At 72.2% G+C, this 24020-nt stretch carries 23 protein-coding genes and 1 tRNA gene; 13 read left to right on the top strand and 11 right to left on the bottom strand.

Features of this window, described 5'->3' with window-relative positions; all coding sequences use genetic code 11:
• Positions 1 to 113 precede the first annotated feature (113 nt).
• Positions 114 to 812 carry a hypothetical protein gene (locus ACFUO4_RS36450; RefSeq protein ID WP_079308591.1) on the bottom strand — a complete coding sequence of 233 codons (699 nt, stop codon included), beginning with the start codon at positions 810 to 812 and terminating at the stop codon, positions 114 to 116.
• A gap of 47 nt (positions 813 to 859) precedes the next feature.
• Between ACFUO4_RS36450 and ACFUO4_RS36445 the strand changes: the two genes are divergently transcribed.
• Positions 860 to 1048: a DUF5703 family protein gene (locus ACFUO4_RS36445; protein ID WP_079308592.1), complete on the top strand. Its 189-nt coding sequence runs from the start codon at positions 860 to 862 to the stop codon at positions 1046 to 1048.
• Positions 1049 to 1114: 66 nt separating this feature from the next.
• Here the strand turns inward: ACFUO4_RS36445 and ACFUO4_RS36440 are convergent, their stop codons facing one another.
• From ACFUO4_RS36440 to ACFUO4_RS36430, 3 genes are all read right to left on the bottom strand, one after another.
• Entirely contained in the window at positions 1115 to 1960 is an 846-nt protein-coding gene (locus ACFUO4_RS36440; protein ID WP_383492993.1) for a chaplin, read from the bottom strand.
• A 126-nt stretch (positions 1961 to 2086) separates the two neighbouring features.
• Positions 2087 to 2320, bottom strand: a complete 234-nt coding sequence (gene chpH / locus ACFUO4_RS36435) for a chaplin ChpH (RefSeq protein WP_097261877.1) — start codon at positions 2318 to 2320, stop codon at positions 2087 to 2089.
• Positions 2321 to 2492: 172 nt separating this feature from the next.
• Positions 2493 to 3818, bottom strand: coding sequence for a M20/M25/M40 family metallo-hydrolase (locus ACFUO4_RS36430; RefSeq protein ID WP_079308594.1), 1326 nt, complete (start codon positions 3816 to 3818; stop codon positions 2493 to 2495).
• 187 nt (positions 3819 to 4005) lie between these two features.
• Between ACFUO4_RS36430 and ACFUO4_RS36425 the strand changes: the two genes are divergently transcribed.
• The 4 genes from ACFUO4_RS36425 to ACFUO4_RS36410 all read left to right on the top strand — a co-directional run bounded on the left by ACFUO4_RS36425 (position 4006) and on the right by ACFUO4_RS36410 (position 10045).
• Positions 4006 to 4093 (top strand) — tRNA-Leu (locus tag ACFUO4_RS36425).
• Positions 4094 to 4395: 302 nt separating this feature from the next.
• Entirely contained in the window at positions 4396 to 8247 is a 3852-nt protein-coding gene (locus ACFUO4_RS36420) for a Pls/PosA family non-ribosomal peptide synthetase (RefSeq protein ID WP_383492989.1), read from the top strand.
• A 68-nt stretch (positions 8248 to 8315) separates the two neighbouring features.
• Entirely contained in the window at positions 8316 to 9659 is a 1344-nt protein-coding gene (locus tag ACFUO4_RS36415) for a M1 family metallopeptidase (RefSeq protein WP_383492986.1), read from the top strand.
• An 11-nt stretch (positions 9660 to 9670) separates the two neighbouring features.
• The gene (locus ACFUO4_RS36410; RefSeq protein ID WP_128112089.1) at positions 9671 to 10045 is read left to right on the top strand and encodes a YchJ family protein; all 375 of its coding nucleotides are present in this window, start codon (positions 9671 to 9673) and stop codon (positions 10043 to 10045) included.
• 6 nt (positions 10046 to 10051) lie between these two features.
• Here the strand turns inward: ACFUO4_RS36410 and ACFUO4_RS36405 are convergent, their stop codons facing one another.
• Positions 10052 to 10753 (bottom strand): FadR/GntR family transcriptional regulator, encoded by a 702-nt coding sequence (locus tag ACFUO4_RS36405; RefSeq protein ID WP_079308596.1) that lies wholly within the window; start codon positions 10751 to 10753, stop codon positions 10052 to 10054.
• A 168-nt stretch (positions 10754 to 10921) separates the two neighbouring features.
• On the opposite strand from ACFUO4_RS36405, the gene ACFUO4_RS36400 reads away from it, so the two are divergent.
• Together ACFUO4_RS36400 and ACFUO4_RS36395 are read left to right on the top strand one after the other, a co-directional pair.
• A complete protein-coding gene (locus ACFUO4_RS36400) occupies positions 10922 to 11428 on the top strand; it encodes a gluconokinase (RefSeq protein WP_383492982.1) in 507 nt (168 codons plus the stop codon).
• A gap of 52 nt (positions 11429 to 11480) precedes the next feature.
• Complete coding sequence (locus ACFUO4_RS36395) at positions 11481 to 12878, top strand: GntP family permease (protein WP_383492979.1); 1398 nt, start codon at positions 11481 to 11483, stop codon at positions 12876 to 12878.
• A gap of 1122 nt (positions 12879 to 14000) precedes the next feature.
• Here the strand turns inward: ACFUO4_RS36395 and ACFUO4_RS36390 are convergent.
• The 4 genes from ACFUO4_RS36390 to ACFUO4_RS36375 form a co-directional block, all read right to left on the bottom strand.
• On the bottom strand, positions 14001 to 14621 hold the full coding sequence (locus tag ACFUO4_RS36390) for a cytochrome b/b6 domain-containing protein (RefSeq protein ID WP_079308599.1): 621 nt from the start codon (positions 14619 to 14621) through the stop codon (positions 14001 to 14003).
• On the bottom strand, positions 14605 to 15345 hold the full coding sequence (locus tag ACFUO4_RS36385; RefSeq protein WP_383492976.1) for a molybdopterin-dependent oxidoreductase: 741 nt from the start codon (positions 15343 to 15345) through the stop codon (positions 14605 to 14607). The genes ACFUO4_RS36390 and ACFUO4_RS36385 overlap by 17 nt, the downstream gene beginning before the upstream one ends.
• A 100-nt stretch (positions 15346 to 15445) precedes the next feature.
• On the bottom strand, positions 15446 to 16969 hold the full coding sequence (locus ACFUO4_RS36380; RefSeq protein WP_383492973.1) for an APC family permease: 1524 nt from the start codon (positions 16967 to 16969) through the stop codon (positions 15446 to 15448).
• A 30-nt stretch (positions 16970 to 16999) separates the two neighbouring features.
• The gene (locus tag ACFUO4_RS36375) at positions 17000 to 17950 is read right to left on the bottom strand and encodes a hypothetical protein (RefSeq protein WP_383492970.1); all 951 of its coding nucleotides are present in this window, start codon (positions 17948 to 17950) and stop codon (positions 17000 to 17002) included.
• A gap of 406 nt (positions 17951 to 18356) precedes the next feature.
• Here ACFUO4_RS36375 and ACFUO4_RS36370 point away from each other — a divergent pair, with 406 nt between their 5' ends.
• Both ACFUO4_RS36370 and ACFUO4_RS36365 read left to right on the top strand, forming a co-directional pair.
• The gene (locus ACFUO4_RS36370; protein ID WP_383492967.1) at positions 18357 to 19250 is read left to right on the top strand and encodes a DMT family transporter; all 894 of its coding nucleotides are present in this window, start codon (positions 18357 to 18359) and stop codon (positions 19248 to 19250) included.
• Positions 19251 to 19397: 147 nt separating this feature from the next.
• Positions 19398 to 19913 (top strand): NUDIX hydrolase, encoded by a 516-nt coding sequence (locus ACFUO4_RS36365; RefSeq protein ID WP_079308601.1) that lies wholly within the window; start codon positions 19398 to 19400, stop codon positions 19911 to 19913.
• On the opposite strand, the gene ACFUO4_RS36360 is transcribed toward ACFUO4_RS36365, so the two are convergent.
• Positions 19895 to 20671 (bottom strand): hypothetical protein, encoded by a 777-nt coding sequence (locus ACFUO4_RS36360; RefSeq protein WP_383492963.1) that lies wholly within the window; start codon positions 20669 to 20671, stop codon positions 19895 to 19897. The two genes, ACFUO4_RS36365 and ACFUO4_RS36360, sit on opposite strands and share 19 nt — an antisense overlap.
• Positions 20672 to 20733: 62 nt before the next feature.
• Between ACFUO4_RS36360 and ACFUO4_RS36355 the strand changes: the two genes are divergently transcribed.
• Entirely contained in the window at positions 20734 to 21126 is a 393-nt protein-coding gene (locus tag ACFUO4_RS36355) for a YidH family protein (RefSeq protein WP_079308603.1), read from the top strand.
• A complete protein-coding gene (locus ACFUO4_RS36350) occupies positions 21123 to 21449 on the top strand; it encodes a DUF202 domain-containing protein (RefSeq protein WP_383492960.1) in 327 nt (108 codons plus the stop codon). Before ACFUO4_RS36355 ends, ACFUO4_RS36350 begins: the two co-directional genes overlap by 4 nt.
• A 7-nt stretch (positions 21450 to 21456) precedes the next feature.
• Here ACFUO4_RS36350 and ACFUO4_RS36345 read toward each other — a convergent pair whose 3' ends face one another.
• Positions 21457 to 22413: an NADP-dependent oxidoreductase gene (locus ACFUO4_RS36345; protein ID WP_079308604.1), complete on the bottom strand. Its 957-nt coding sequence runs from the start codon at positions 22411 to 22413 to the stop codon at positions 21457 to 21459.
• A 122-nt stretch (positions 22414 to 22535) separates the two neighbouring features.
• Between ACFUO4_RS36345 and ACFUO4_RS36340 the strand changes: the two genes are divergently transcribed.
• On the top strand, positions 22536 to 22835 hold the full coding sequence (locus ACFUO4_RS36340; RefSeq protein ID WP_079308605.1) for a hypothetical protein: 300 nt from the start codon (positions 22536 to 22538) through the stop codon (positions 22833 to 22835).
• A gap of 157 nt (positions 22836 to 22992) precedes the next feature.
• Positions 22993 to 24015 carry a phosphotransferase family protein gene (locus ACFUO4_RS36335; protein ID WP_079308606.1) on the top strand — a complete coding sequence of 341 codons (1023 nt, stop codon included), beginning with the start codon at positions 22993 to 22995 and terminating at the stop codon, positions 24013 to 24015.
• Positions 24016 to 24020 lie beyond the last annotated feature (5 nt).

The following is a 24020-nucleotide window of genomic DNA, read 5'->3' as shown; positions in this document are numbered from 1 at the left end:
CCCCCGCGGCGCCGCAGCCGCGCCCCTACCGAACCCCCCACGGCGAACCCGCGCAAAAACCGACGGCGGCCATGGAAACGAACCTCCATGACCGCCGCCGCCCAAGCCCAGCGCTAGCGTTCCGCGTCCAGCGGCTCCAGATCCTCGTCCTCATCCAGATCCGCATCGAGCTCATCGAGCTCGTCGTCCTCCGCGCCGTCGTCGGCGTCGTCGTCGAAGACCGCGCTCACGTCGAACCGGCACACCACCTGCTGCGGATCGACCCCGTCGAACGGCACATCCAGCCACTCCCCGGGCTCGGCCGGCTCCTCCGCCGCGGTCACCCACAGCGTGGAATCGCCCTCCTCCAGGCCGAACTCCTTGTGCCGCGAGGCGATCTCGTCCGGCTCGTACTCACCGAAGAGCAGGCCCAGCGCCCCGTGGACCGTTCCGGAGGCGCCCGTGCCGGCCGCCTCCCCGTCGGGGTCGGCCGCCTCGATCCGCTGGGCCTGGGCCAGCAGCCGCTGCGGCTCCGCGACGGCGTAGTCCCGGCGGATCAGCACACTCAGTGCGTTCGGTTCCTCGGGACCCGCGTACGGCGGCAGCTCCTCCGCGCCGGGGATCTCGAAGGGTGTGACCTCGTCGTAGCGGTCGTAGAGCAGCTCGTCGTACGCCTCGGCGGCCGCGGCGAGTTCGTTGAACGCCTCGTAGACGGCCTCGTCGTCCTCCCCCGACCGGCGTTCGACCGCGGCCAGGTGGCGGTCGAGCGCGGTCTTGACCGCGTCGGCGGCGGCACGTACCTCGGCAGCGGTGGGCTGCACAGCATCAGACATAGTGCAGACGCTATCCGTACCGGGCCCCAGCCCGCACAATAGATGCGATGCCGGAATACGAATTTGTCGACGTGTACGTGCCGCGCGGGGTCTCCCGCAAGGACACCACACGTCTGCTGACGGACCATGCCGAGTACGGACACTGGGAGTTGGACCGCCTGAGCCTGCTGCGTGACGGAAGCCGCAAGGTGCGGCTGCGCCGCAGGATCATCCGCCAGGTGCGGGCCACTTGGTGAGGTGAGGCCGGGAGAACGGAGCGGGCCCCGCTGCTGCGGGGCCCGCTCCGTTGCGTGTCCGATCCGCTACGCCGCGGCACGGGCCTTGCGGTAGAGCACCGCGCCCGCCAGCAGCGCGCCCGCTCCGACCGGGAGGGTCAGGCCCAGCGGCAGGTCGCTGCCCGTGTGGGCGAGCTGGGCGTCACCGTGGGGCTGGGTGACCGTCTGGGTCCCCGGGTGGTTGCCGCCCGGCGTCCCGCCGCCCGAGGAGGGCGGAGTGCCCGGCGTGCCGGGCTGACCCGGCTCGACCGGGTTGCCGGGGTTGCCCGGAGTACCAGGGTTGCCAGGCGTACCAGGGTTTCCCGGGTTGCCCGGAGTGCCGGGGTTCCCGGGGTTCCCGGGGTTGCCCGGCTGGCCCGGGCCGCCGGGAGGCGGCGTCTGGTGCCCGCCGCCCGAGCCGGTACCGCCGTTGGCACAGTCGTTGCCCGTCGTGGAGTTGCCGATGCCGATGACATCCACGCTGTTGCCGCAGACGTTGACCGGGACGTCGACCGGCGCCTGGACATGGTTGCCCGAGCCGACGCCCGGCGAGTCCGAGGCGTGCCCACCGGACGACGAACCGGACGGCGAACCGCCCCCGGAACCCCCGTGTCCGCCGGAATCGCCGTACCCGCCGGAGCCGGACGCCCCGCCCTGGTTCGCGCACTTGTTGCCGGCCGCCGGGTTGAGCACCCCGACCACATTGACCGTGTTGCCGCACACGTTCACCGGCGCGTGCACCGGCGCCTGCACCGTGTTGCCCGACAGCACGCCGGGTGAGTTCGACGCGGAACCGCCCGCCCCCGAGTCGGCGTGCGCGGCGCCGCCCGCCGCGGCGATCACGCCGGTCGCGGCCGCCACCGTCATCAGGCCTTTGCGGGTTGCCTGTCGCATTCCTGAATTCCCCCTGCCTTGTCGATTCCGTCCTGCGATCCTCGTGAAAAGACCGGTCGGCCCCGGAGCGCATGGCGCGCGCTCCGAGGCCGACGGGCTCAACCCCTCATGGGGCGAGGCACAACGTCACTTGTTGATGCAGGTGTTGCCGAAGGCGGGGTTCAGCAAGCCGATCACGGAGACCGTGTTGCCGCAGACGTTCACGGGGATGTGAACCGGCACCTGGACGACGTTGCCGGACAGGACGCCCGGGGAGTGCACCGCGGCACCCTGAGCACCAGCGTCGGCAGCAGCGAGGCCCGCGCCCGCGAGAACCAGGCCACCCGTGGCAGCCGCGGCGGCGACGACCTTCTTGATCATTATTCCTCCTTGTTGGCAATGCGATCCCAAGTAGCGGATCGCATCACCTGTAACGAGGAGGGAGTAATGGAGCTACGAGCTTATGAGCGCATTCACCCTTCTCAGGCTCGGTCGTACGTGCGCCCGATAAGCAACGTCAACTTCAGGAGGCGTCTCAGGTCCAGGAGGCGTCTCAGGACGCGTCGATGAAACGGTCCAGCACGCGCACCCCGAACTTCAGCCCCTCCACCGGCACCCGCTCGTCGACACCGTGGAACATGCCGGCGAAGTCCAGCTCCGGCGGCAGCTGGAGCGGCGCGAAGCCGAAGCAGCGGATGCCGAGGTCGTCGAAGGACTTGGCGTCGGTGCCGCCGGAGAGCATGTAGGGCACGGCGCGGGCGATCGGGTCCTCGGCGCTCAGCGCGCTCTGCATGGCGTCGACGAGGCGGCCGTCGAAGTCGGTCTCCAGCGCCTTGTCGCCGTGCACGTCCTCGCGGCGCACGCGCGGGCCGAGGATGCGGTCGAGGTCGGCGAGGAACTCCTCCTCGTAGCCGGGCAGGAAACGGCCGTCCACGTGGGCGGTGGCCTGGCCGGGGATGACGTTGACCTTGTAGCCGGCGCCGAGCATGGTGGGCGCCGCCGAGTTCCGGAGGGTCGCGCCGACCATCTTGGCGATGCCGCCGAGCTTGGCGAGGGTCTCGTCCATGTTCTCGGGGTCGAGCTCGGTGCCGAGGGCGTCGGAGAGCTCGTCGAGGAAGGACCGCACGGTCTTGGTGACCCGCACCGGCCACTTGTGCCGGCCGAGCCGGCCGACGGCCTCGCACAGCTCGGTGATGGCGTTGTCGTCGTTGGTCATCGAGCCGTGCCCGGCGGTGCCGTCCACGGTGAGCCGCATCCAGTGCATGCCCTTCTGGGCGGTCTCGACCAGGTAGAGCCGCAGGTTCTCGTTGACGGTGAAGGAGAACCCGCCGACCTCGCCGATCGCCTCGGTGACGCCTTCGAAGAGGTCGGGGTGCTTGTCGACGAGGTACCGGGCGCCGTACGTGCCGCCGGCCTCCTCGTCGGCGAGGAAGGCGAGGACGATGTCGCGCGGGGGCTTGCGGCCGCTGCGCAGCCGGTCGCGGACGACCGCGAGGGTCATCGCGTCCATGTCCTTCATGTCGACGGCCCCCCGGCCCCACACGCACCCGTCGGCGACCTCGCCGGAGAAGGGGTGGTGGGTCCAGTCCGCCGCGTTGGCCGGTACGACGTCGGTGTGGCCGTGGATGAGGAGGGCCGGCTTGGAGGGGTCCTCGCCCTCGATGCGGGCCACCGTGGAGGCGCGCCCCTGGTGGGATTCGAAGATCTGCGGGTCGAGACCCACCTCGGCGAGCTTCTCGGCGACGTACTCGGCGGCCTTGCGCTCCCCCGGCCCCGAGTGGTCGCCGTAGTTGCTGGTGTCGATCTGGATCAGCTCGCGGCAGAGGTCCACGACCTCGTCCTCGCCGGTGACGTGCCTGGTCGTGTCCGTCCCGCTCACGCTGGTTCCTCCCGCTGTACCTGCTGGTGGTTCCCCTCATCCTCCCTCCCCGAGAGGCTGCGCCCAAGACCGGACCCGGTCCGTCACACGCCGTTCACGCGGGAGCGAGGGGGTGATCGGGGCACCTCGAAAGCCTGGTAATGTTTCCTCTGTCGCCGCGAGGGAAACCCCGCGCGACAGACACCTTGTCCGGGTGGCGGAATGGCAGACGCGCTAGCTTGAGGTGCTAGTGCCCTTTATCGGGCGTGGGGGTTCAAGTCCCCCCTCGGACACCAGCTGAAACCCCTGTTGATCAGGGGTTTTTTGCTTTTCCCGCCCCGTTCGCGACATCTCCGCACACCGAGCGGAACGCAATGTGGGGCAAGTCTCGCCCTGCGTATCGAACCGCAGGTCAGACGGGGTGCGCCTGGTCCGGGCAGCCACCCGAACGGGCCTCTCCGGTGGCCGCTCAAGGGGCCCGTACCTAGCGTCGTACTAAAATTTCCGGCTTGTTACGGAGCTGGACCCGGACAACCCCAGGCAGACCTGCGGGCCCGCCAGCGCCCCGGAGGCTTCCGGGATCGAGACGCGAGGACCGATGGCAGCCATACAGGAGAGCAGCGCTCTCGGTCTGCTCGAGGACGAGATCCGCGAGCGGTTCGGCGATACGGCACGTTTCTCCGGAGGCCAGGCGGCCTCCCCCCGCACGCTCGTCGACATCTTCGACGCCTCCGTGCGCTCCTACCCGGACGAACTCGCCCTGGACGACGGGACGGTCCATCTCACCTACCGTGCGCTCGCCGTCGAGGTGGAGCGGCTGCGGCGGCGGCTCGCTGCGGCCGGGGTCGGGCTCGGGGACCGGGTGGGGGTCCGGGTGCCGTCCGGGACCAACGATCTCTACGTCGCGATTCTCGCCGTGCTCGCCGCCGGTGCCGCCTATGTGCCGGTGGACGCCGAGGACCCGGACGAGCGGGCCGAGTTGGTGTTCGGGGAGGCGGAGGTACGGGCCGTCATCGGGGCCGGGCACGAGCTGACCGTCACCGGGCGCGGTGCGACGCCCGCCGCGCGGCCCGGGGTCGAGCACGACGCGTGGATCATCTTCACCTCCGGGTCGACCGGGAAGCCGAAGGGTGTCGCCGTCAGTCACCGCAGTGCCGCCGCGTTCGTGGACGCCGAGGCCGCGCTGTTCCTGACCGACGAGCCCATCGGTCCGGGTGACAGGGTCATGGCGGGCCTGTCGGTCGCCTTCGACGCGTCCTGCGAGGAGATGTGGCTGGCGTGGCGGTACGGGGCCTGTCTGGTGCCGGTGCCGCGCTCGCAGGTCAGGAGCGGGGCCGATCTCGGGCCCTGGCTGGTGGAGCAGGAGATCACCGTCGTGTCGACGGTGCCGACGCTCGCCGCGCTCTGGGAGCCGGAGACCCTCGACGACGTCCGGCTGCTGATCTTCGGCGGTGAGGCCTGCCCGCCCGAGCTGGCGCAGCGGCTGGTCACCGAGGGGCGCGAGGTGTGGAACACCTACGGGCCGACCGAGGCGACCGTCGTGGCCTGTGCGGCGCTGATGACGGGCGAGGAGCCGATCCGGATCGGGCTGCCGTTGCGCGGCTGGGAGCTGGCCGTCGTCGACGAGGCCGGGGAGCCCGTACCCATGGGCGCCAGCGGGCAGTTGGTGATCGGCGGGGTCGGGCTCGCGCGGTATCTGGACGCCGAGAAGGACGCGGAGAAGTACGCGCCGCTGAAGTCGCTGGGCTGGGAACGGGCGTACCGGAGCGGGGACTTGGTTCGCGCGGACGCCGAGGGGCTGGTGTTCCTCGGGCGGGCCGACGAGCAGATCAAGCTCGGCGGGCGGCGGATCGAGCTGGGTGAGGTCGACGCCGCGTTGCAGGCGTTGCCGGGTGTCGCCGGTGCCGCGGCGGCCGTACGGACCGCGCGCAGCGGCAATCAGCTGCTCGTCGGGTACGTCGTCACGCAGGACGGCTGGGACCAGGCGACGGCCGTGGCGAAGCTGCGCGCCGAACTGCCCGCCGCGCTGGTGCCGTTGCTCGCGCCGGTCGACGAACTGCCGACGCGGACGAGCGGCAAGGTGGACCGCAACGCGCTGCCCTGGCCGCTGGAGAACCTCGAACCCTCCGGCCCGGCCGAGCAGTTGTACGGCACCGAGGCCTGGCTCGCGGAGCAGTGGGCGGAGGTCCTCGGGATCCCGGTGACCAGCGCCTCCGACGACTTCTTCGCGATCGGCGGTGGCAGCCTCGCCGCCGCGCAGCTGACCACGCGGCTGCGCACCCGCTACCCGAGCGCGGCCGTCCTGGACATCTACCAGCAGCCGGTGCTGCGGAAGTTGGCCCGACGGCTGGAGAAGTCGGTGCAGGACGAGGGCGGCACGCGGGTTGTCGCGCCGGTGCCGGTGCGCGCGAAGGTGCTGCAACTCCTGCTGCTGGTGCCGCTGTTCACGCTGCTGGGGCTGCGCTGGACGGTCGTCCTGGCGGCGTTGGGGAACGTGCTGCCGTACGCCTGGCTGCCGACCGCCCCTTGGTGGCTGGTCGCGGCGGGGGCGCTGGTGCTGTTCAGTCCGCCGGGGCGGCTCGCTATCGCGGCGGGCGGGGCGCGGCTGCTGCTCAAGAAGCTCAAGCCGGGGCGGTACGCGCGCGGCGGGAGTGTGCATCTGCGGCTGTGGGCGGCGGAGCGGCTGGCCGAGTTCAGCGGGGCGACCGGGCTGACCGGCGTCTGGCTGGAGCGGTACGCGCGGGCGCTGGGCGCCAAGGTCGGCCCTGACGTCGACCTGCACTCGCTGCCGCCGGTGACCGGCATGCTCAAGCTGGGCCGGGGCGCGGCCGTCGAGTCCGAGGTGGACCTCTCCGGCTGGTGGCTGGACGGCGACCGGCTGGAGATCGGCCAGGTCAAGGTGGGCGCGCACGCGGTCGTCGGGACGCGCAGCATGCTGTTCCCGGGCGCGCGGGTCGGCAAGCGGGCCGAGGTGGCGCCGGGTTCGGCGGTCACCGGGCAGATCCCGACGGGTCAGCGCTGGGCGGGCGCGCCCGCGGTGAAGCTCGGCAAGGCCAAGCGGAACTGGCCGGCGGACCGGCCGCGCCGGGGTACGTCCTGGCGGTTGATGTACGGCGTGACCGGTTTCGGGCTGAGCGCGCTGCCGGTGCTGGCGGGGGCGGCCGCGTTCGGGGCGGGCCGGGTGTTCTTCACGCCGGACGCGCCGCTGACGGGGGCCCTGATCGCCCTCGTACCGGCGACGCTGGCGTTCGGGGCGGCGTACGCGCTGCTGATCCTCGTCGCCGTACGGCTGCTCAGTCTGGGGCTGCGGGAGGGGACGCATCCGACGCACAGCCGGGTCGGGTGGCAGGCCTGGACCGTCACTCAGCTGATGGACCGGTCGCGGGAGACGCTGTTCCCGCTGTACGCCGGGCTGGTCACGCCGGTGTGGCTGCGGCTGCTCGGGATGCGCATCGGGCGTGGGGCCGAGGTGTCGACCGTGCTCGCGCTGCCGAGTCTGACGACCGTCGGCGAGGGGGCGTTCCTGGCCGACGACACGCTGACCGCGCCGTACGAGCTCGGGGGCGGCTGGATGCGGATCGGGCGGGCCGAGATCGGGCGGCGGGCCTTCCTCGGGAACTCGGGGATGACCGCGCCGGGGCGTTCCGTGCCGGACGGCGGTCTGGTGGGGGTGCTGTCGGCGACGCCGAAGAAGGCGAAGAAGGGCAGCTCCTATCTGGGGCTGCCGCCGGTGAAGCTGCCGCGCAGCGCGGCCGGCGGCGACCAGAGCCGGACGTACGACCCGCCGGCGCGGCTGCTGTGGGCGCGCGGGCTGGTGGAGCTGTGCCGGATCGTGCCGGTGTTCTGCTCGGCGGCGATCGGGGTGCTGACGGTGGCGGCGCTGTGCGCGCTGGGCGGGTGGGCCCCGGTGCTCTCCGGTCTGGTGCTGCTCGCGGCCGGTGTCGCGGCAGCGCTGGTGTCGGTCGTCGCGAAGTGGCTGCTCGTCGGGCGGCATCGCAGCGGGGAGCATCCGCTGTGGAGCTCCTTCGTGTGGCGCAACGAGCTCGCGGACACGTTCGTCGAGGTCGTGGCGGTGCCGTGGCTGGCGGGTTCGGTGCCGGGTACGCCGCTGATGACGGCGTGGCTGCGGGGGCTCGGGGCACGGGTCGGCAAGGGTGTCTGGGTGGAGAGCTACTGGCTGCCGGAGACGGACCTGGTGACGCTCGAGGACGCGGCGACGGTGAACCGGGGCTGTGTGCTCCAGACGCACCTCTTCCACGACCGGATCTTGCGGACGGATACTGTGGTCCTCCGTGAGGGCGCGACGCTGGGTCCTGGCGGGATCGTGCTGCCCGGCAGCACGATCGGGGCCCGCACGACCCTGGGTCCCGCGTCGCTCGTCATGGCCGCGGAGTCCGTTCCGGACGACACCCGTTGGCTCGGCAACCCGATCGAGGCATGGCGACCCTGAGCGCGGGCCACTCGGAGCCCATGGGCGGCGGTCGGAGTGGCAGTACGGCGCAGGGAGTAGACACACCAGTGGCGGTTCAGCAGGCGGCGGGGCCCGACCCGTACTTCCCGGACAACGGTGACGCGCGGTACCGGGTGCACCGGTACGAGCTCACGCTGGACTACCGCCCGGGCCCGAACCGGCTGTCCGGCACGGCCCGGATCAACGGCATAGCGGGACGGTCGCCGCTCACCGAGTTCTTCCTGAATCTCGCCGACTTCCGGGTGGGGCGGGTGCGGGTGGACGGGCGGCAGCCGCACTACACGCACCGGGGCGGCAAGCTGCGCGTCCGTCCCGCGAAGCCGGTGCGGCCGGGGGCCGCCTTCACGGTCGAGGTGCACTGGTCGGGCAACCCCAGGCCGGTCAACAGCCCGTGGGGCGGTTTGGGTTGGGAGGAGCTGGAGGACGGGGCGCTGGTGGCGAGCCAGCCGGTCGGGGCGCCGTCCTGGTACCCGTGCAACGACCGGCCCGCGGACAAGGCGTCGTACCAGATCTCGATCACGACGCCGTCGGCGTACGCGGTGGTCGCGGGCGGCAGACTGCTGACCCGTACGACCCGCGCGTCCACGACGACCTGGGTGTACGAGCAGGCGGCGCCGACCTCCAGCTATCTGGTGGGGCTGGCGATCGGCAAGTACCAGACGGTGCTGCTGGGTGATCCGGGTCCGGGCGGGGTGCCGCAGCACGGGCACATCCCGGCCCAGCTGCTGCCCGAGTTCTCGCGGGACTTCGCGCGGCAGCCGCAGATGATGGACCTGTTCCAGGAGCTGTTCGGCCCGTACCCGTTCGACGAGTACGCGGTGGTGGTGACGGAGGAGGAGCTCGATGTGCCGGTGGAGGCACAGGGGTTGTCCTTGTTCGGCGCCAACCACGTGGACGGGGCGCGTGGTTCGGAGCGGCTGGTGGCGCACGAGCTGGCGCACCAGTGGTTCGGCAACAGTGTCTCGATCGCCGACTGGCGGCACATCTGGCTCAACGAGGGGTTCGCGAAGTACGCGGAGTGGCTGTGGTCGGAGCGGTCGGGCGGCCGCAGTGCCCAGCAACTCGCCGCCGCCGCGCACCGGTTGCTGTCGGGGCTGCCGCAGGACCTGCGACTGGCGGACCCGGGCCGCAAGTCGATGTTCGACGACCGGCTCTATGAGCGGGGCGGGCTGACCCTGCACGCGGTGCGCTGCGCGATGGGTGACGACGCGTTCTTCCGGATGCTGCGCGGGTGGGCGGGGCTGCACCGGGGCGGGGCGGTGACGACCACGACGTTCACCGCGCATGTGGCGCGGTTCGCGCCCGAACCGCTGGACGACGTCTTCGACGCGTGGGTGTACGGGGCGGCGCTGCCGCCGCTGCCGGTGCCGCAGACGCGGGCGGCGGGCTGAGAATGGCTGCCATGAACGCGCGTTCCTGCCCCTGCGGCCTGCCCACGTCCTACGCCGAGTGCTGCGGCCGCTATCACTCCGGTACCGCCGCCGCCCCGACCGCCGAGGCGCTCATGCGGTCGCGGTACAGCGCCTTCGTGAAGCAGGACGCGGCCTATCTGCTGCGGACCTGGCATCCGCGGACGCGGCCGGCGCGGCTCGACCTCGATCCCGGGATGCGCTGGACCGGGCTGGAGATCCTCGGCACGGGGGACGGGTCCGCGTTCCACAGCACCGGAACCGTGGAGTTCCGGGCGTCCTACCGGGGTGGCTCACTGCACGAGCGCAGCCGGTTCGAGCGGGTGGACGGGGCGTGGGTGTACGTCGACGGGGAGTTCCCCGCCTGACGGTCCTCAGGGCGCGAGGATGTCCAGCTCCTGGAGGGCGCCGACGGTGATCTCGCGGGTCAGTTCCTCCGCTCGTACCGCGTCGCCCGCGCGGACCGCCTCCGCGACCTGGACGTGCAGGGTGACCGCGGCCGGGTCGGGGTCCTCGAACATGACCTCGTGGTGGGTGCGGCCCGCGAGGACCTCGGCCACGACATCGCCGAGACGGGCGAACATCTCGTTGCCCGACGCTGTCAGGATCACCCGGTGGAAGGCCATGTCATGGACCAGATAGCCCTCCAGCTGGTGGCCGCGTGAGTGGGCGACCATGCCCAGGGCGCACTCGGTGAGTGCGGCGCACTGCTCCGCCGTGGCGTGCTTGGCCGCCAGGCCCGCCGCGACCGGTTCGACCGCCGAGCGCAGCACCGTCAGCGAGCGCAGCTGCTGGGGGCGGTCGGCGCCGGCCAGGCGCCAGCGGATGACCTGAGGGTCGTACACGTTCCACTCGTACTTGGGGCGGACCGTCACGCCCACGCGGCGGCGGGACTCGACCAGGTGCATCGACTCCAGGACGCGGACCGCCTCGCGCATCACCGACCGCGAGACCTCGAACTGCTGTGCCAGTTCATCGGTGCGCAGGACGCTGCCCGGTGGGTACTCACCCGCGGTGATCGCAGGTCCGAGGGTGTCCAGTACTTGGCCGTGCAGCCCCCGGCCCGGTGTGCTCATGCACTCAGCGTACGGGGCACGTCACGGGAACAAAAAGTCAGACTTATTTGTCACAGGGTCTTGAATTCGTCGTACCTAATGAGTTTCAGTGTCGTCGACGCCCGAGGGCGTCGACCTGTCGATGAGGACAGACGAAGACAGATGAGGACAACGGACAGTGAGGCAGTGATGGACACCCCCCATGTCGTCGTGGTGATGGGCGTCGCGGGCACCGGCAAGACCACCATCGGTCCGCTGCTCGCCGCCCGGCTCGGCGTCCCCTACGCCGAGGGCGACGACTTCCACCCGCCGGCCAACATCGCCAAGATGTCGGCCGGTACGCCGCTCACCGACGACGACCGGTGGCCGTGGCTCGACGCCATCGGCGGCTGGGCGCACGGGCGGGCGGGGCTCGGCGGGGTGGTCAGCTGCTCGGCGCTGAAGCGGTCGTACCGCGACCGGCTCCGCGCCGCCGCTCCCGGTCTCGTGTTCGTGCATCTCGCGGGCGACCGCGCCCTCATCGAGGACCGCATGTCCCATCGGCAGGGGCACTTCATGCCGACCGCCCTGCTCGACTCCCAGTTCGCCACCCTCCAGCCGCTCCAGGAGGACGAGCCGGGTGTCGTGGTGGACGTGGCCGGCAGCCCCGAGGAGATCACCGGACGGGCCGCCAAGGCGCTCGCCGCGCTCTCGTAACTCGCCTGCTCCCCCCCTCCCTCCCCATCCCCGTACCTGCAAGGGAACCCCCGTGACCAGACTCAGCGTCGAGATACTGGCAGCGGACCCCGTCGAGCCCATCACCTCGGCCGGTCACGCTCAGCTGGGCATCGCCGTCCTGGCGGGCATCGCCGTCATCGTCCTGCTCATCACCCAGTTCAAGCTCCACGCCTTCCTGTCGCTGACCATCGGCTCGCTCGCGCTGGGCGCGTTCGCCGGGGCGCCGCTCGACAAGGTCATCACCAGCTTCACCGGCGGTCTCGGCACCACCGTCGCCGGTGTGGGCGTGCTGATCGCGCTGGGCGCGATCCTCGGCAAGATGCTCGCCGACTCCGGCGGCGCCGACCAGATCGTCGACACGATCCTCGCCAAGGCGGGCGGCCGGTCGATGCCGTGGGCGATGGTGCTCATCGCCTCGGTGATCGGTCTGCCGTTGTTCTTCGAGGTCGGCGTCGTGCTGCTGATCCCGGTCGTGCTCATGGTCGCCAAGCGCGGCAACTACTCGCTGATGCGCATCGGCATCCCGGCGCTCGCCGGTCTGTCGGTGATGCACGGCCTGGTCCCGCCGCACCCCGGTCCGCTGGTCGCGATCGACGCGGTCAAGGCCAACCTGGGCGTCACGCTCGCGCTCGGCGTCCTCGTCGCCATCCCCACGGTGATCGTCGCCGGTCCGCTGTTCTCCCGGTACGCCGCCCGCTGGGTGGACGTGCAGGCGCCGGACCGCATGGTTCCGCAGCGTGCCTCGGAGGACCTGGAGAAGCGTCCCGGCTTCGGCCCGACGCTGGCGACGATCCTGCTCCCGGTCGTCCTGATGCTCTCCAAGGCGCTGGTCGACATCGTGATCGACGACCCCGAGAACACCACACAGCGGGTCTTCGACGTCATCGGTTCGCCGCTGATCGCCCTGCTCGCCTCCGTGCTCGTCGGCATCTTCACGCTGCTGCGGCCGGCCGGGTTCGGCAAGGAGCGGCTGACGCCGCTGGTCGAGAAGGGGCTCGCGCCCATCGCGGGCATCCTGCTGATCGTCGGCGCGGGCGGCGGCTTCAAGCAGACGCTGATCGACACCGGCGTGGGCCAGATGATCCTGGACATCTCCAAGGACTGGTCGATCCCGGCGCTGCTGCTGGCCTGGCTGATTGCGGTGGCGATCCGGCTCGCGACCGGTTCGGCGACCGTGGCCACGGTGTCCGCGGCCGGTCTGGTGGCCCCGCTGGCCGCCGACATGTCAACGACCCACACGGCCCTGCTGGTCCTCGCCATCGGCGCCGGCTCGCTCTTCTTCAGCCATGTCAACGACGCCGGGTTCTGGCTGGTCAAGGAGTACTTCGGCCTGAACGTCGGCCAGACCGTCAAGACCTGGTCCGTGATGGAGACGATCATCTCGGTGGTCGCGGGCGGTGTGGTGCTGCTGCTCTCGCTGGTCATCTAGCGGGAGGTACGACATCGCTGTCACCGGCTTCCCTATCGGGTGCCGGTGGACCGATGATGGTAGGCCCTTGGGTACTGGCCCCAGGGGCCTACCGTCGTCGTGGGGGGCGTCATGGCGGTTTCCCTCGGGATGCGTATCTCGGGGCTGCTCCTGGCCGGAGCGGTGGCGGTGGCCGCCGCGGCCTTCACCGGGGGCGGGAGTGACACGCCGGACAGAGGGTACGGAGGCGGCGGCATCGTCACCGCCGGTCCGTCGAGCCCCACTCCCACGGGGCACCGGGCGGCGCCGGTGCCGTCTCCCGGTCCGGCCCGGCCGTCGCCCGACGGCCACGCGCACACCCCGGACGCCACCGACAGCCCGGACGCGCCCAGCAGCCCCCGCCCCTCCCCCACCCCGGCTCCTTCGCCGGGCAACCGGCTTCTCCAGAGCCCGCCGTGGCTGCCGCCCGGCCCGAACTCGCCGGACACCGACGGCATGCCCGACCCGTCCAGCGGCTACGACCGGCTCCGTGCCCCCGCCGAGTGCCGGGCCGTCCTCGACGGCGTCCCGGCCGCGTCGGCCGACCCGGAGTGGCGGCTGCTGCGCGGCCTCGCCTCGGCCTGTCTCGCCGTGCAGGGCAAGGGCGGCAGCTGGGCGTCGGCGGCCCGGGAGTACACCGCGCTCGCCGGTCGGGTCGGCACCTGCAAAGGACGGGCCGCGTACACCGTCCTCGGCGGGCTGCTCGACTTCCACCGGCACCACCCCGCCGGCACGGTACGGCTGGCGGCCTCCTCCGGCGGTGCCGTCGCCTGCGCCTACCGGCTGGCCGGTGTCGACACCGGCGGTGACGGCGAGGCGCGGCCCGGCGAGACGGTGGCCGTCGAGCTGACCGGCGTCTACTTCGACCCCGCCGAACTGCTGCGGGACGGGCAGGTGCTGATCGACGGACGGCTGCCGGACGCGCCGCCGGTGCTGGGCCCGGCGGAGGGTGACCGGGTGGTGCTGGACGTGGTGGTGCCGCCGCTCGACCCGGGCGGGCTGCCGGAGAAGGTCGACGTGGCCGTCCGGTTCGGGGGCGTGGAGGTGCGGGCGGAGGGCGCCTTCACCGTCGTGGCGCCCGATGTCGCGGCGACACCGACCGGGTCAGTGACGCCACAGGGAGTGCTCCCGCTCGGCCCACTCCCGGCTGACCAGCCCCGTCCGCAGTCCACGGCGGGCCTCCGGGTCGCCCAGGGCCATGCCGATGTGGCCGGCGAGGACGATGCCGATCGTCAGGGCCAGCCAGTCGTGGACGAAGGTCGCGCTGGTGCGCCACTGGATCGGGGTGAGGTGCGTGAACCACATCAGCAGGCCTGTGCCGAGCATGACCAGGGAGGCGCCGGCGATCCAGGACGCGTAGATCTTCTGGCCGGCGTTGAACTTGCCCGCCGGGCGTGACGAGCGCCGCTTGTCGCGGTGCAGGGCGGCGCGGAGCCAGACGCGGTCGTGCGGGCCGAAGCGGTTGAGGAAGCCGAGGTCGGCGCGGAACGCGCGGGAGGCGAGGCCCGCCAGGACGGGGACGGGCAGGGCGAGGCCCGCCCACTCGTGGATCCGGACGACCAGCTCGCGGCGGCCGACGAGTTCGGCGAACTCGGGGATGTAGAGGCAGGCGGCGGTGGCCACGCAGACGCCCATCAGGGCGGCCGTCGTGCGGTGCACCCAGCGCTGCGAGCGGCCGAAGCGGCGGACCCGGGCCTGGGGCGGTGCGTCAGCTCGTAGGGTCATCGTCCCGCCCGTTCGAACGGCCGACCCAGGCGTCGACGTCGTAGCCGCGGTCCTCCCAGTAGCCGGGCTCCACGTCCTTCGTGACGGTGATGCCGGAGAGCCACTTGGCGGACTTGTAGAAGTACATGGGGGCCACGTAGAGGCGGACCGGGCCGCCGTGGGAGTGGCCGATGTCCTTGTCCTGCATACGCAGGGCGACCAGGACGTCGGCGCGGCGGGCCTGGTCGAGGGTGAGGCTCTCGGTGTAGGTGCCGTCGAAGCAGGAGAAGCGGATCGCGGTGCCCTCGGCCCGGACTCCGGCGGCGTCGAGGAGGTGGGAGAGGCGTACGCCCTCGAACGGGGTGTCCGGGACCCGCCAGCCGGTGACGCACTGGACGTCCTTGACCATCCGGGTCTGCGGCATCGCCCGCAGGTCGTTCAGGGTGTAGGTGGCCGGGCGGTCGACGAGGCCGTCGATGCGCAGGCGGTAGTTCGCGGCGTTCTTGTGGGGGACGGAGGAGGCGACCGAGTAGTAGCGGAAGCCGCCGCCGTTGGGGAGCAGGCCGGTGAGGCCGGTGGGGTCCTTGTCGGCGGCGCTGCCGAGGAAGGCTTCCAGGCCGCGTTGCAGGGTGGGCGCGGTGACCACGCCGAGGGCGCCGAGGCCGAGGGTGCCGAGCAGGACACGGCGGCCGATGGGCCGGCCGGTCGGATGCGGGGCGTCCGCCTCGGGTTGTCCGGGATTCACGTACTCATTCGAACACCCGCGGACCCTGGCGGACCAGGGTTCGCGGGTGCCCGTCAGATTTCCGTAACCACTTCTTACGGCTGCTTCTTACGACCGCTTCTTACGACTGTGCCGCCTTGTCCAGCTGGAACGCCTCGTTGCCCAGGCCGATGCGGGCATGCGCCTCCGGCGCGCGGGAGCGCAGGTACAGGCCCTGGACGAGGCCGACGATCACGGACGCGCCGATGATGCCGGGCAGCACCCAGCTCAGGGACGAGTCGGGGCCCGCGCCGACGAGGACGTCGAAGTCCTTCACCGTGTAGCCGGCGATGACGAGCAGGGCGATCCCGGCGATCACGGAGGTGACCAGCCGCCAGACCTGGGCGCCGGCGGCGCCGCGGCGGGCGAAGAACACGACGACGGAGAAGGACGCCGCGGCCATCAGCAGGATCACCCCGAGGGCGCCGATGTTGCCGCCCCAGGTGAACAGGTGCAGGACGGGCTCGGTCGGGTCGCCGGTCGGCTTGTCGTCGGCCACCGCGAAGGCGATCACGATCACGGCGGAGACGGCGGTCTGGAGGAGCGAGCCGGTGCCCGGGGCGCCGTTCGAACCCGTCGTACGGCCGAAGGAACGCGGCAGCAGGCCCTCGCGGCCCATGGCGAACGCGTAGCGGGCGACGACGTTGTGGAAGCTGAGGAGGGCCGCGAACATGCCGGTCACGAAGAGGAAGTGCAGCACGTCGGTGAAGGTGGTGCCGAGGCGGTCCTCGGTGAGGCCGAAGAGCAGTCCCGCGCTCTGCTTCTGGGCCTCGCCGACGATGGCCGAGGGGCCGGTGGCGACGGTGAGGGCCCAGCTGCTGAGCGCGAAGAACACGGCGACGCCGCCGACGGCGAGGAACATCGCGCGCGGGACGAGCACATGCGGGCGGCTGGTCTCCTCGGCGTAGACGGGTGCCTGCTCGAAGCCGGTGAAGGCGGCGATGCAGAAGCACAGGGCGGTGCCGACGCCGGCGCCGGAGAGGGTGTCCGGGTTGAAGGCGTGCAGGGACAGGCCTTCCTTGGCGGGGTCGGCGACGGCGGCGATGTCGAAGATGACGACCAGGGCCACCTCGATGACCAGCAGGACGCCGAGCACCTTGGCGTTCACGTCGATCTTCAGCCAGCCCAGCGCACCGACGGCGGCGACGGCCGCGAGCGCCGGTATCCACCAGGCGACGTCCAGGTCGGCGTAGGTGGCGAAGAGGCCGGAGACCTCGAAGCCGAAGATGCCGTAGATGCCGACCTGGAGGGCGTTGTAGGCGACGAGGGCGACGAGGGCCGCGCTCGCGCCGGCGGTGCCGCCGAGGCCCCGGGAGATGTAGGCGTAGAAGGCACCCGCGTTGTGGACGTGGCGGCTCATCTCGGCGTAGCCGACGCTGAAGAGGATCAGGATGACGCCGAGGGCGACGAAGAGCAGCGGCTGTCCGACGATGCCCATCACCGCGAATGTGGTGGGCATGACACCCGCGACCACCATGAGGGGGGCGGTCGCGGCCAGGAGGGAGAGCAGCAGGCCGCCGATGCCGAGGCGGTCGGCGCGCAGGGCCCGTTCCTCGCCCTTGTACGTACTGATGCCGTCGCCGGCGCTGGCTCTGCTCGTGGTCATCGGGACCGTCCTTAGCTGGGTTCGGGGGCGTTACACCGTGCCGAGCGCGTGGTCGCGGGCGGCACGGAAGGCGGGGTACGGGTCGCGGTCGGGGTACGACCACGGGGCCGGGGTGGGGTGCTCGCCGATGCGGTGGAAGAGGGCGGCGGCCTCGGCGCCGCGGCCCTCGCAGACCTTGGCGTGGGCGAGGAAGTTGAGGTCGACGAGGCGGCGCGGGTGGCCTTCGTGCTCCCACTCCAGCCACCAGTCGAAGGCCGACTTCATCACCTGGCGGGCGCGGCGGCCGACCCAGTGGCCGGAGGCGGCCGGGTCGGCCGGCTCGTGTCCCGCGGCGGCGAGGACGCGGTAGCGCTCGGCGTGCGCGATGACCGGGAGGATGGCGAGCGGCGAGTCGGCGGGGGCCTGTTCGGCGGCCCAGTTGGCGAAGTCGTAGACCTCGTGGAGCGGGTCGGGTCCGGCGGCGGCGCGGTGCTCGGCGAGGCGGGCGACCATCAGGTGGTGGGCGTGGTGGTGGTCGGCGAAGCGCACGCGGATCTGCTCGAAGAGACGGACCGCGTTCTCGGCTGCGGTGGAGCCCTGCTCCAGCATGAGCATGCCCAGCCAGGGGGTGGGATCGGCGGGCACCCGCTCGGCCGCGGTACGGCACGCCTCACGGGCGCGGTCGGGCTTCTCCTTGCCGCGCAGGGCTCGCTGGACCTGGGCGAGGGCGAGGAGAACGGCGGCGTCGGCGGACTCGGGCTCGGCCAGCAACCAGTCGCGGGCCCAGGCGGCGCTGTACGACTCCAGGGCGAGGACGGTCACGCGGTGGCCGCGCAGGTCCCACTCGTCGCCCGTGTGGGCGAGCAGGGTGCGGGCAGCCTGCCAGCGGCCCTGGGCCAGGGCGGCGCGGGCGGCGACGAGTTCGGCGTCGTCGAGGGCGGCGTCGAAGGCCTGGGCCGCGCGTCGGCGGCCGCGGCCCAGAGGTGGCGGGGGTGGTGACACCGCGGAGACTTCCTCGTGCGACGTGACTCGACGTCGGCTGTCGGCAGGGCAACGAGCCCACGCGGTGGATCATCGGGGCGTGGGCGACTGATCACGGACAGCAAACCCGCAGCCAATGGTTTAGTCAAGCTCGGAGCGGGTGTTACACGCGTCAACTTGTGGGACCGGTGGGGCAGTTGTGAATATTCACCACCGTCCTCCGTGTCTCGATTCGGCAGGGATGTGGCGCACGCCATGGCGCCACGCCACCAGGGCACCCACCATGGCGGAAAGGTCACGCAGCATCGAGGCGGGACCGAGTCAACCGCCCGGATCCGGGTACTCCCCGGAGCAAGCCGGGCTCAACGGCGCTACAGTCGGCCCCTAACCCGCCCCGTGGCCCGGCCGAGTGATCGAGGTACGCAGCGTGTCGGTTCTGGTTCTGGTTCTCGCCGTGAGCGCGGCCTGCTGCCTGGGCATCGGCTTCGTCCTCCAGCAGAACGCGGCTCAGCGGGCACCCCTGAACGACTTCCTCTCCCCCCGGCTGCTCCTCGACCTCGTCCGGATGCCCCGCTGGCTCGGCGGCATCGGCCTGATGGTGGCCGGCATGGTCCTCGGCGCGATCGCGCTCGGCCAGGGCGAGATCTCCCTGGTCGAACCCCTGCTCGCGACCAACCTCCTGTTCGCCATGGCCCTCTCCCGGCACCAGACCAAGCAGCCGCTGGGCCGTCAGGGCTGGGCGGGGCTGCTGCTCCTCGCGGGTGGGGTGACGGCGTTCATCGTGGCGGGCGAGCCGCGCGGCGGCTCCGCCGTGACCGACCCCTTCCGCCACTGGCTGATCATCGGCGCCATGATCGGCTTCGCGCTGCTGCTGACGACGTACGCCAAGCGTTCGCGGCTGAGCTCGGGGCCGGCCCTGCTGGCGGTGGCGGCCGGACTCCTCTACGGCGTCCAGGACGCCCTCACCCGGGTGACCGGCCAGCGCTTCTCCGAGGGCGGCCTCATGGAGGTCCTCACCGGCTGGCAGCCGTACGCGGTCCTCGCGCTCGGCGTGACCGGCCTGGTCCTCGTCCAGAGCGCCTTCGAGACGGCCTCGCTGCGGATGTCGCTGCCCGCTCTCACCGCCGCCCAGCCGCTCGCCGGGATCATCTGCGGCGTCGGCTTCCTCGGCGACCGGCTGCGCACCGACACGGGCGCACTGGCGTGGGAGGCGGCGGGGCTCGCGGCGGTTGTGGTGGGCATCGTGCTGCTCGGGATGCATCCGGCCATGCCGTGCGGGGCGGGGGAGCGTGTTCGGGCGCGGAGGCTTCAGCCGAACTGAGAGGCGTGGGCTTCGCGACCGTTCGCCGTCGGGTGTCGGGGAGGCGTGTCGGCTGCGGGCCGGCGGGGGCTTGTCGCACAGTTCCCCGCGCCCCTGGGGCGTTGCCCCCAGGGGGCTCGGAAAGGCGAGGCTGCTTGGATGGGGCCCATGAGCGCTGCTGACGAGATCCTCGACATCGTCGACGAGTACGACCAGGTCGTCGGACAGTCCCCCCGCGGTGAGGCCTACGCCCGTGGCCTGCGGCACCGATGTGTGTTCATCCAGGCGCGTGACGCCGATGGGCGGCTCTTCGTGCACCGCCGCACCCCGACCAAGCTGGTCTTCCCCTCCCTGTACGACATGTGGGTCGGCGGTGTGGTCGGTGCGGGTGAGTCCTACGACGACGCGGCACTGCGCGAGGCCGAGGAGGAGCTGGGCGTCAGCGGGCTGCCGGAGCCGACCTTCCTCTTCAAGTTCCTGTACGACGACGGGGCCGGGCAGAGCTGGTGGTCGGCGGTGTACGAGGTCCGCTGCGAACTGCCGGTCAGCCCGCAGGTGGAGGAGGTCGCCTGGCACGGCTTCCTGACGGAGGACGAGGTGGAGCAGCGGCTCACGGAGTGGGAGTGGGTGCCGGACGGGCTGGACGCCTACGCGCGGCTGCGGGCTCACCGGGCGGCCGGCTGACCCCCGAGGGCGTCTGCCAGGGCGTGGGCCTGGGACGGTGTGAGCCGCCCCGAGCCGAGCGGTACCGAGCGCGGGCTGTGGCCGCCGTCGCAGACGGCGAGCGGGCTCGGCTCGGCCGGGGTGCCGCCGCTGAGCGGGCTCGGGCCCTGGAACGTCCAGGTGGGCCCGTCCCAGAAGTCGTGCTCCAGCAGCCGCCCGGCCACCTCGGGCGCCGCCTCGGGAGCCACTCCCACGGCCCGGAGCGCCGCGGATATCCGCTCCACCGCCGCCGGGACCGGCACGTCCGCGTCGCCGAACGCCGGCAGCAGCAGGAGCAGGCGTCGGTCCGCGTCCCGCACGCCCTCGGCCCCGCCGGGCGCCGACCCGGCCACGGCCAGCAGCTCCGGCCAGGACAGTCCCGGCCCGCTGAAATGCCCGTCGAGGGCGGCCAGATCGGCGTGCCGGTCCCAGTCGGGGTGCGTGATCAGATAGTCCGTGCCGGACTCGCCCGGGAAGTTGCGGTGGACGATCCACAGCACATGTCCGCCGGCCAGCGGGACGCGGTACGCCGGCCAGACCTCGTCCGCCCCGTAGAGGACCTCGGCCGCCTCGTCGACGTCCGCCGCGTCGGCGCCGAAGGCCTCGGGCTCCGCCGCGAACTCGTCCCAGACCGGCGCGTAGAACACCGGCCAGAAGCCCGGCAGGCCGAGCAGGTGCTCGGCGGGGGCGATGGCATGACCGGGCCTCGCGTACCCGGCAAGTGGCGAGGGAAGATCCATGTCCCGAACCGTAGCGACCGCCACTGACAACGCCTCCGTCCCCGCCCGGTAGGGTCCTGCGCGTGATCGAATTCGCACGGAACGTCCGGCTCTGGTTCGCGCCCGAGGAGGTCCGGGAAGAAGGCGGCACGCCCGACTACCGGTTCTCGCTCGCCAACGAGCGCACCTTCCTGGCCTGGCTGCGCACCGCGCTCGCGCTGATCGGCGGGGGCTTCGCCGTGGACCAGTTCCTGCCGGACCTGCGCTGGGGCTGGCGGGTGGGACTGGCACTCGCGCTGCTGGGTGCCGGTGTGCTGTGCTCCCTGCGCGCGGTCAATCACTGGATGCGCTGCGAGCGGGCGATGCGCCGGGGCGAGGATCTGCCGGTGTCGCGGTTCCCGGCGGTGCTGAGCATCGTCGTGGCCGTCGTCGCGCTCGCGATGGTCGTCGTCGTGCTCGTCGGGTGGGAGGGGTGAGCGCGGCGGCCGCGGACGCCGGACGCGACCCGGGGCTCCAGCCGGAGCGCACGCGGCTCGCGTGGCGCCGTACGACCCTGTCCGGCACCGTCTGCGCCGTCCTCGCCGTGAAGACCGCGCTGCACGGCGGGGTGTCGGCGGCCGGTGTCGTGGCGTGCGCCCTGTGCACCGGCCTCTGGCTGGGCTTCCTGCTGCTCGCGCACCACCGTATCCGCACGCTCGCCGCGGCCGGGACCCCGGCGCCGCTCACCCCGCGGCATGCGACGGCCACGGCGCTGTGCACGGTGGCGGTGGCGGTGTGCGGGGCGGTGCTCGTGTTCTGAGGCGCGCTCAGGGCGCGTCCGTCTCGTCCTCCGCCCCCCACTCCACCGTGACCACGATCTTCCCCCTGGTCCGCCCCTCCTGGTTCAGCCGTTGCGCGTCGGCCGCCCGCTCCAGCGGGAAGGTCTCCGACACGTGCACCGAGACGACGCCCTGTTCCGCGAGCTCGGACAGGCGCTGGAGGTCCTCGGCGTCGGGGCGGACCCAGTAGTAGCGGCCGCCGTAGGCGACGACCTCGCTGTCCGCGATGGAGACCAGGCGGCCCTCGGGGGCCAGGAGGTTGGCCGAGACCGTGAGGGTCTCGCCGCCGATCGTGTCGAACGCCGCGTCCACGCCCTCGGGGGCCAGCCCGCGCACCCGTTCGGCCAGGCCCTCGCCGTACGCGACCGGCTCGCCGCCGAGGCCGCGGACGAAGTCGTGGTTGCCCGGGCTCGCCGTGCCGATGACGCGGGCGCCGAAGTGCCGGGCGAGCTGCACCGCGATCGAGCCGACGCCGCCGGCCGCGGCGTGCACGAGGACCGTCTCGCCGCGCTTGACCTGGAGCGCCTTGACGAGCACCTGGTAGGCCGTCAGCCCGGTCAGCGGCAGCCCGGCCGCCTCCTCGAAGGAGAGGTTGCGGGGCTTGCGGGCGAGGGTGCGCACCGGGGCGGCCACGTACTCGGCGAAGGTGCCGCGGGACAGGAAGTCCTCGCGGACGTATCCGATCACCTCGTCGCCGACCTCGAACTCCGTGACGGAGACGCCGAGTCCGACCACGACACCGGAGACGTCCCAGCCGGGTACCACCGGGAACACCGGGTCGAGGATGCGGTCCAGATGTCCCTCGCGGCAGTGCCAGTCGACCGGGTTGACGGCCGCCGCGCGGACCTTGACCAGCACCGCGTCGACCCCGACCTTGGGGTCGCGGACGTCACCGTATGCGAGGACCTCGGGGCCGCCGTAGCGTGCGTAGCTGATGGCCTTCATGGCACCGACCCTCCGGGGTAGTCGGACGCCACGCAAGCGGGATGCCCGGATATGCGGCGTTCGCGTGGCAGCCTGTCCGACGTCATCCGCACGAACCCAAGGCTTCTCCGAAGGTGAGCACCATGAGCACCACCCTCCACCAGGAACACGCCTCCCACACGCACACCCACGGTCCGGACTGCGGCCACACCGAGGTGCCCCACGGGGACCACGTCGACTACGCCCACGGCGGGCATCTGCACCGCGAGCACGACGGCCACTGGGACGAGTGCGAGCCCGGCGACCATGCCGCCCACGACGGTCACGAGCACCAGCACGGGGACGCCTGCGGTCACGAGAGCGTCCTGCACGGCGACCACGTCGACTACCTGCACGACGGCCACCGGCACGCCGCGCACGAGGGTCACTGGGACGATCACTGACCTGCCCCGTCAGGGCCCCCACGGCTCCCCGTCGCACCGCGCGGGGAGCCGTCCGCCTATCGTGTCCCGGATCACTTTCGCTCCACCCCCTGGACGGCATACCGACCGGTCGGCATCATGAGGTGCAGACCCGTTCACCTGCCCGTAGGAGCGATGTATGAGCCCCGACCATCCGCCCGGACTCGACCTCGACCGGCTGCGCGGTCTGCTCGACCGCGAGCGGCCCGGCCTGGTCGACGGCCCCCTGACCGGCCGGCTGATCGAGGGCGGACGGTCGAACCTCACGTACACGGTCTCCGACGGCACCTCGCGCTGGGTCGTACGACGGCCTCCGCTCGGCCACGTCCTGGCCACCGCGCACGACATGAAGCGCGAGCACCGGGTGATCAGCGCGCTGCACCCGACGAACGTGCCGGTGCCCGAGCCGCTGCTGCTGTGCGAGGACGAGGAGGTGCTCGGGGCGCCGTTCTACGTCATGGAGTTCGTCGAGGGCACCCCGTACCGCACGGCCGACCAGCTGCTCCCGCTCGGCCCGGCACGCACGCGTGACGCGGTGCTGGCGCTCGTGGACACCCTCGTCGAGCTGCACGCGGTGGACCCCGCCGAGGTGGGTCTCGCCGACTTCGGCCGGCCCGAGGGCTTCCTGGACCGTCAGCTGCGCCGCTGGGGCAAGCAGCTGGACGCCTCCCGCAACCGCGAGCTGGCCGGCATCGACGAGCTGCACGCGACGCTGGGCCGCCGCCTGCCGGACTCGCCCGCGGCCACCGTCATCCACGGCGACTACCGGCTCGACAACGTCCTGATCGGCGACGACGACCGGATCAAGGCGATCCTCGACTGGGAGATGTCGACCCTCGGCGACCCGCTCACCGACCTCGGCCTGCTGGTGATGTACAGCCTGCCGCTGGGCATGCCGGACTCGCCCGTCTCCACGACCGCCGAGGCGCCGGGGCATCCCGCTCCGGCCGAACTGGTCGAGCGGTACGCGGCGCGCTCGGGGCGCGATGTCTCGCAGGTCTCCTGGTACACGGCGTTCGCGTGGTTCAAGCTCGCCGTGATCCTGGAGGGCATCCACTACCGCTACACCCTGGGCCAGACGGTCGGCCGCGGCTTCGACCGCATCGGCGACCTCGTCCCGGTCTTCATCCAGCACGGCCTCACCACCCTTCAGGAAGGCTGACCCGC

Origin of the sequence: Streptomyces sp. NPDC057280 (genome assembly GCF_042668605.1) — a bacterium.
GTDB lineage: Bacteria > Actinomycetota > Actinomycetes > Streptomycetales > Streptomycetaceae > Streptomyces.
This window is presented reverse-complemented; position numbering and strand designations above follow the sequence as displayed.

What these genes read in the sequence shown, in the direction of transcription:
- ACFUO4_RS36335 (WP_079308606.1), top strand. Translation starts at nt 22,993, where the DNA reads ATGAGCCCCGACCATCCGCCCGGACTCGACCTCGACCGGCTGCGCGGT.
- ACFUO4_RS36410 (WP_128112089.1), top strand. Translation starts at nt 9,671, where the DNA reads ATGAACGCGCGTTCCTGCCCCTGCGGCCTGCCCACGTCCTACGCCGAG.
- ACFUO4_RS36400 (WP_383492982.1), top strand. Translation starts at nt 10,922, where the DNA reads ATGGACACCCCCCATGTCGTCGTGGTGATGGGCGTCGCGGGCACCGGC.
- ACFUO4_RS36360 (WP_383492963.1), bottom strand. Translation starts at nt 20,671, where the DNA reads ATGGATCTTCCCTCGCCACTTGCCGGGTACGCGAGGCCCGGTCATGCC.
- ACFUO4_RS36365 (WP_079308601.1), top strand. Translation starts at nt 19,398, where the DNA reads ATGAGCGCTGCTGACGAGATCCTCGACATCGTCGACGAGTACGACCAG.
- ACFUO4_RS36345 (WP_079308604.1), bottom strand. Translation starts at nt 22,413, where the DNA reads ATGAAGGCCATCAGCTACGCACGCTACGGCGGCCCCGAGGTCCTCGCA.
- ACFUO4_RS36380 (WP_383492973.1), bottom strand. Translation starts at nt 16,969, where the DNA reads ATGACCACGAGCAGAGCCAGCGCCGGCGACGGCATCAGTACGTACAAG.
- ACFUO4_RS36450 (WP_079308591.1), bottom strand. Translation starts at nt 812, where the DNA reads ATGTCTGATGCTGTGCAGCCCACCGCTGCCGAGGTACGTGCCGCCGCC.
- ACFUO4_RS36420 (WP_383492989.1), top strand. Translation starts at nt 4,396, where the DNA reads ATGGCAGCCATACAGGAGAGCAGCGCTCTCGGTCTGCTCGAGGACGAG.
- chpH (WP_097261877.1), bottom strand. Translation starts at nt 2,320, where the DNA reads ATGATCAAGAAGGTCGTCGCCGCCGCGGCTGCCACGGGTGGCCTGGTT.
- ACFUO4_RS36390 (WP_079308599.1), bottom strand. Translation starts at nt 14,621, where the DNA reads ATGACCCTACGAGCTGACGCACCGCCCCAGGCCCGGGTCCGCCGCTTC.
- ACFUO4_RS36445 (WP_079308592.1), top strand. Translation starts at nt 860, where the DNA reads ATGCCGGAATACGAATTTGTCGACGTGTACGTGCCGCGCGGGGTCTCC.
- ACFUO4_RS36440 (WP_383492993.1), bottom strand. Translation starts at nt 1,960, where the DNA reads ATGCGACAGGCAACCCGCAAAGGCCTGATGACGGTGGCGGCCGCGACC.
- ACFUO4_RS36405 (WP_079308596.1), bottom strand. Translation starts at nt 10,753, where the DNA reads ATGAGCACACCGGGCCGGGGGCTGCACGGCCAAGTACTGGACACCCTC.
- ACFUO4_RS36340 (WP_079308605.1), top strand. Translation starts at nt 22,536, where the DNA reads ATGAGCACCACCCTCCACCAGGAACACGCCTCCCACACGCACACCCAC.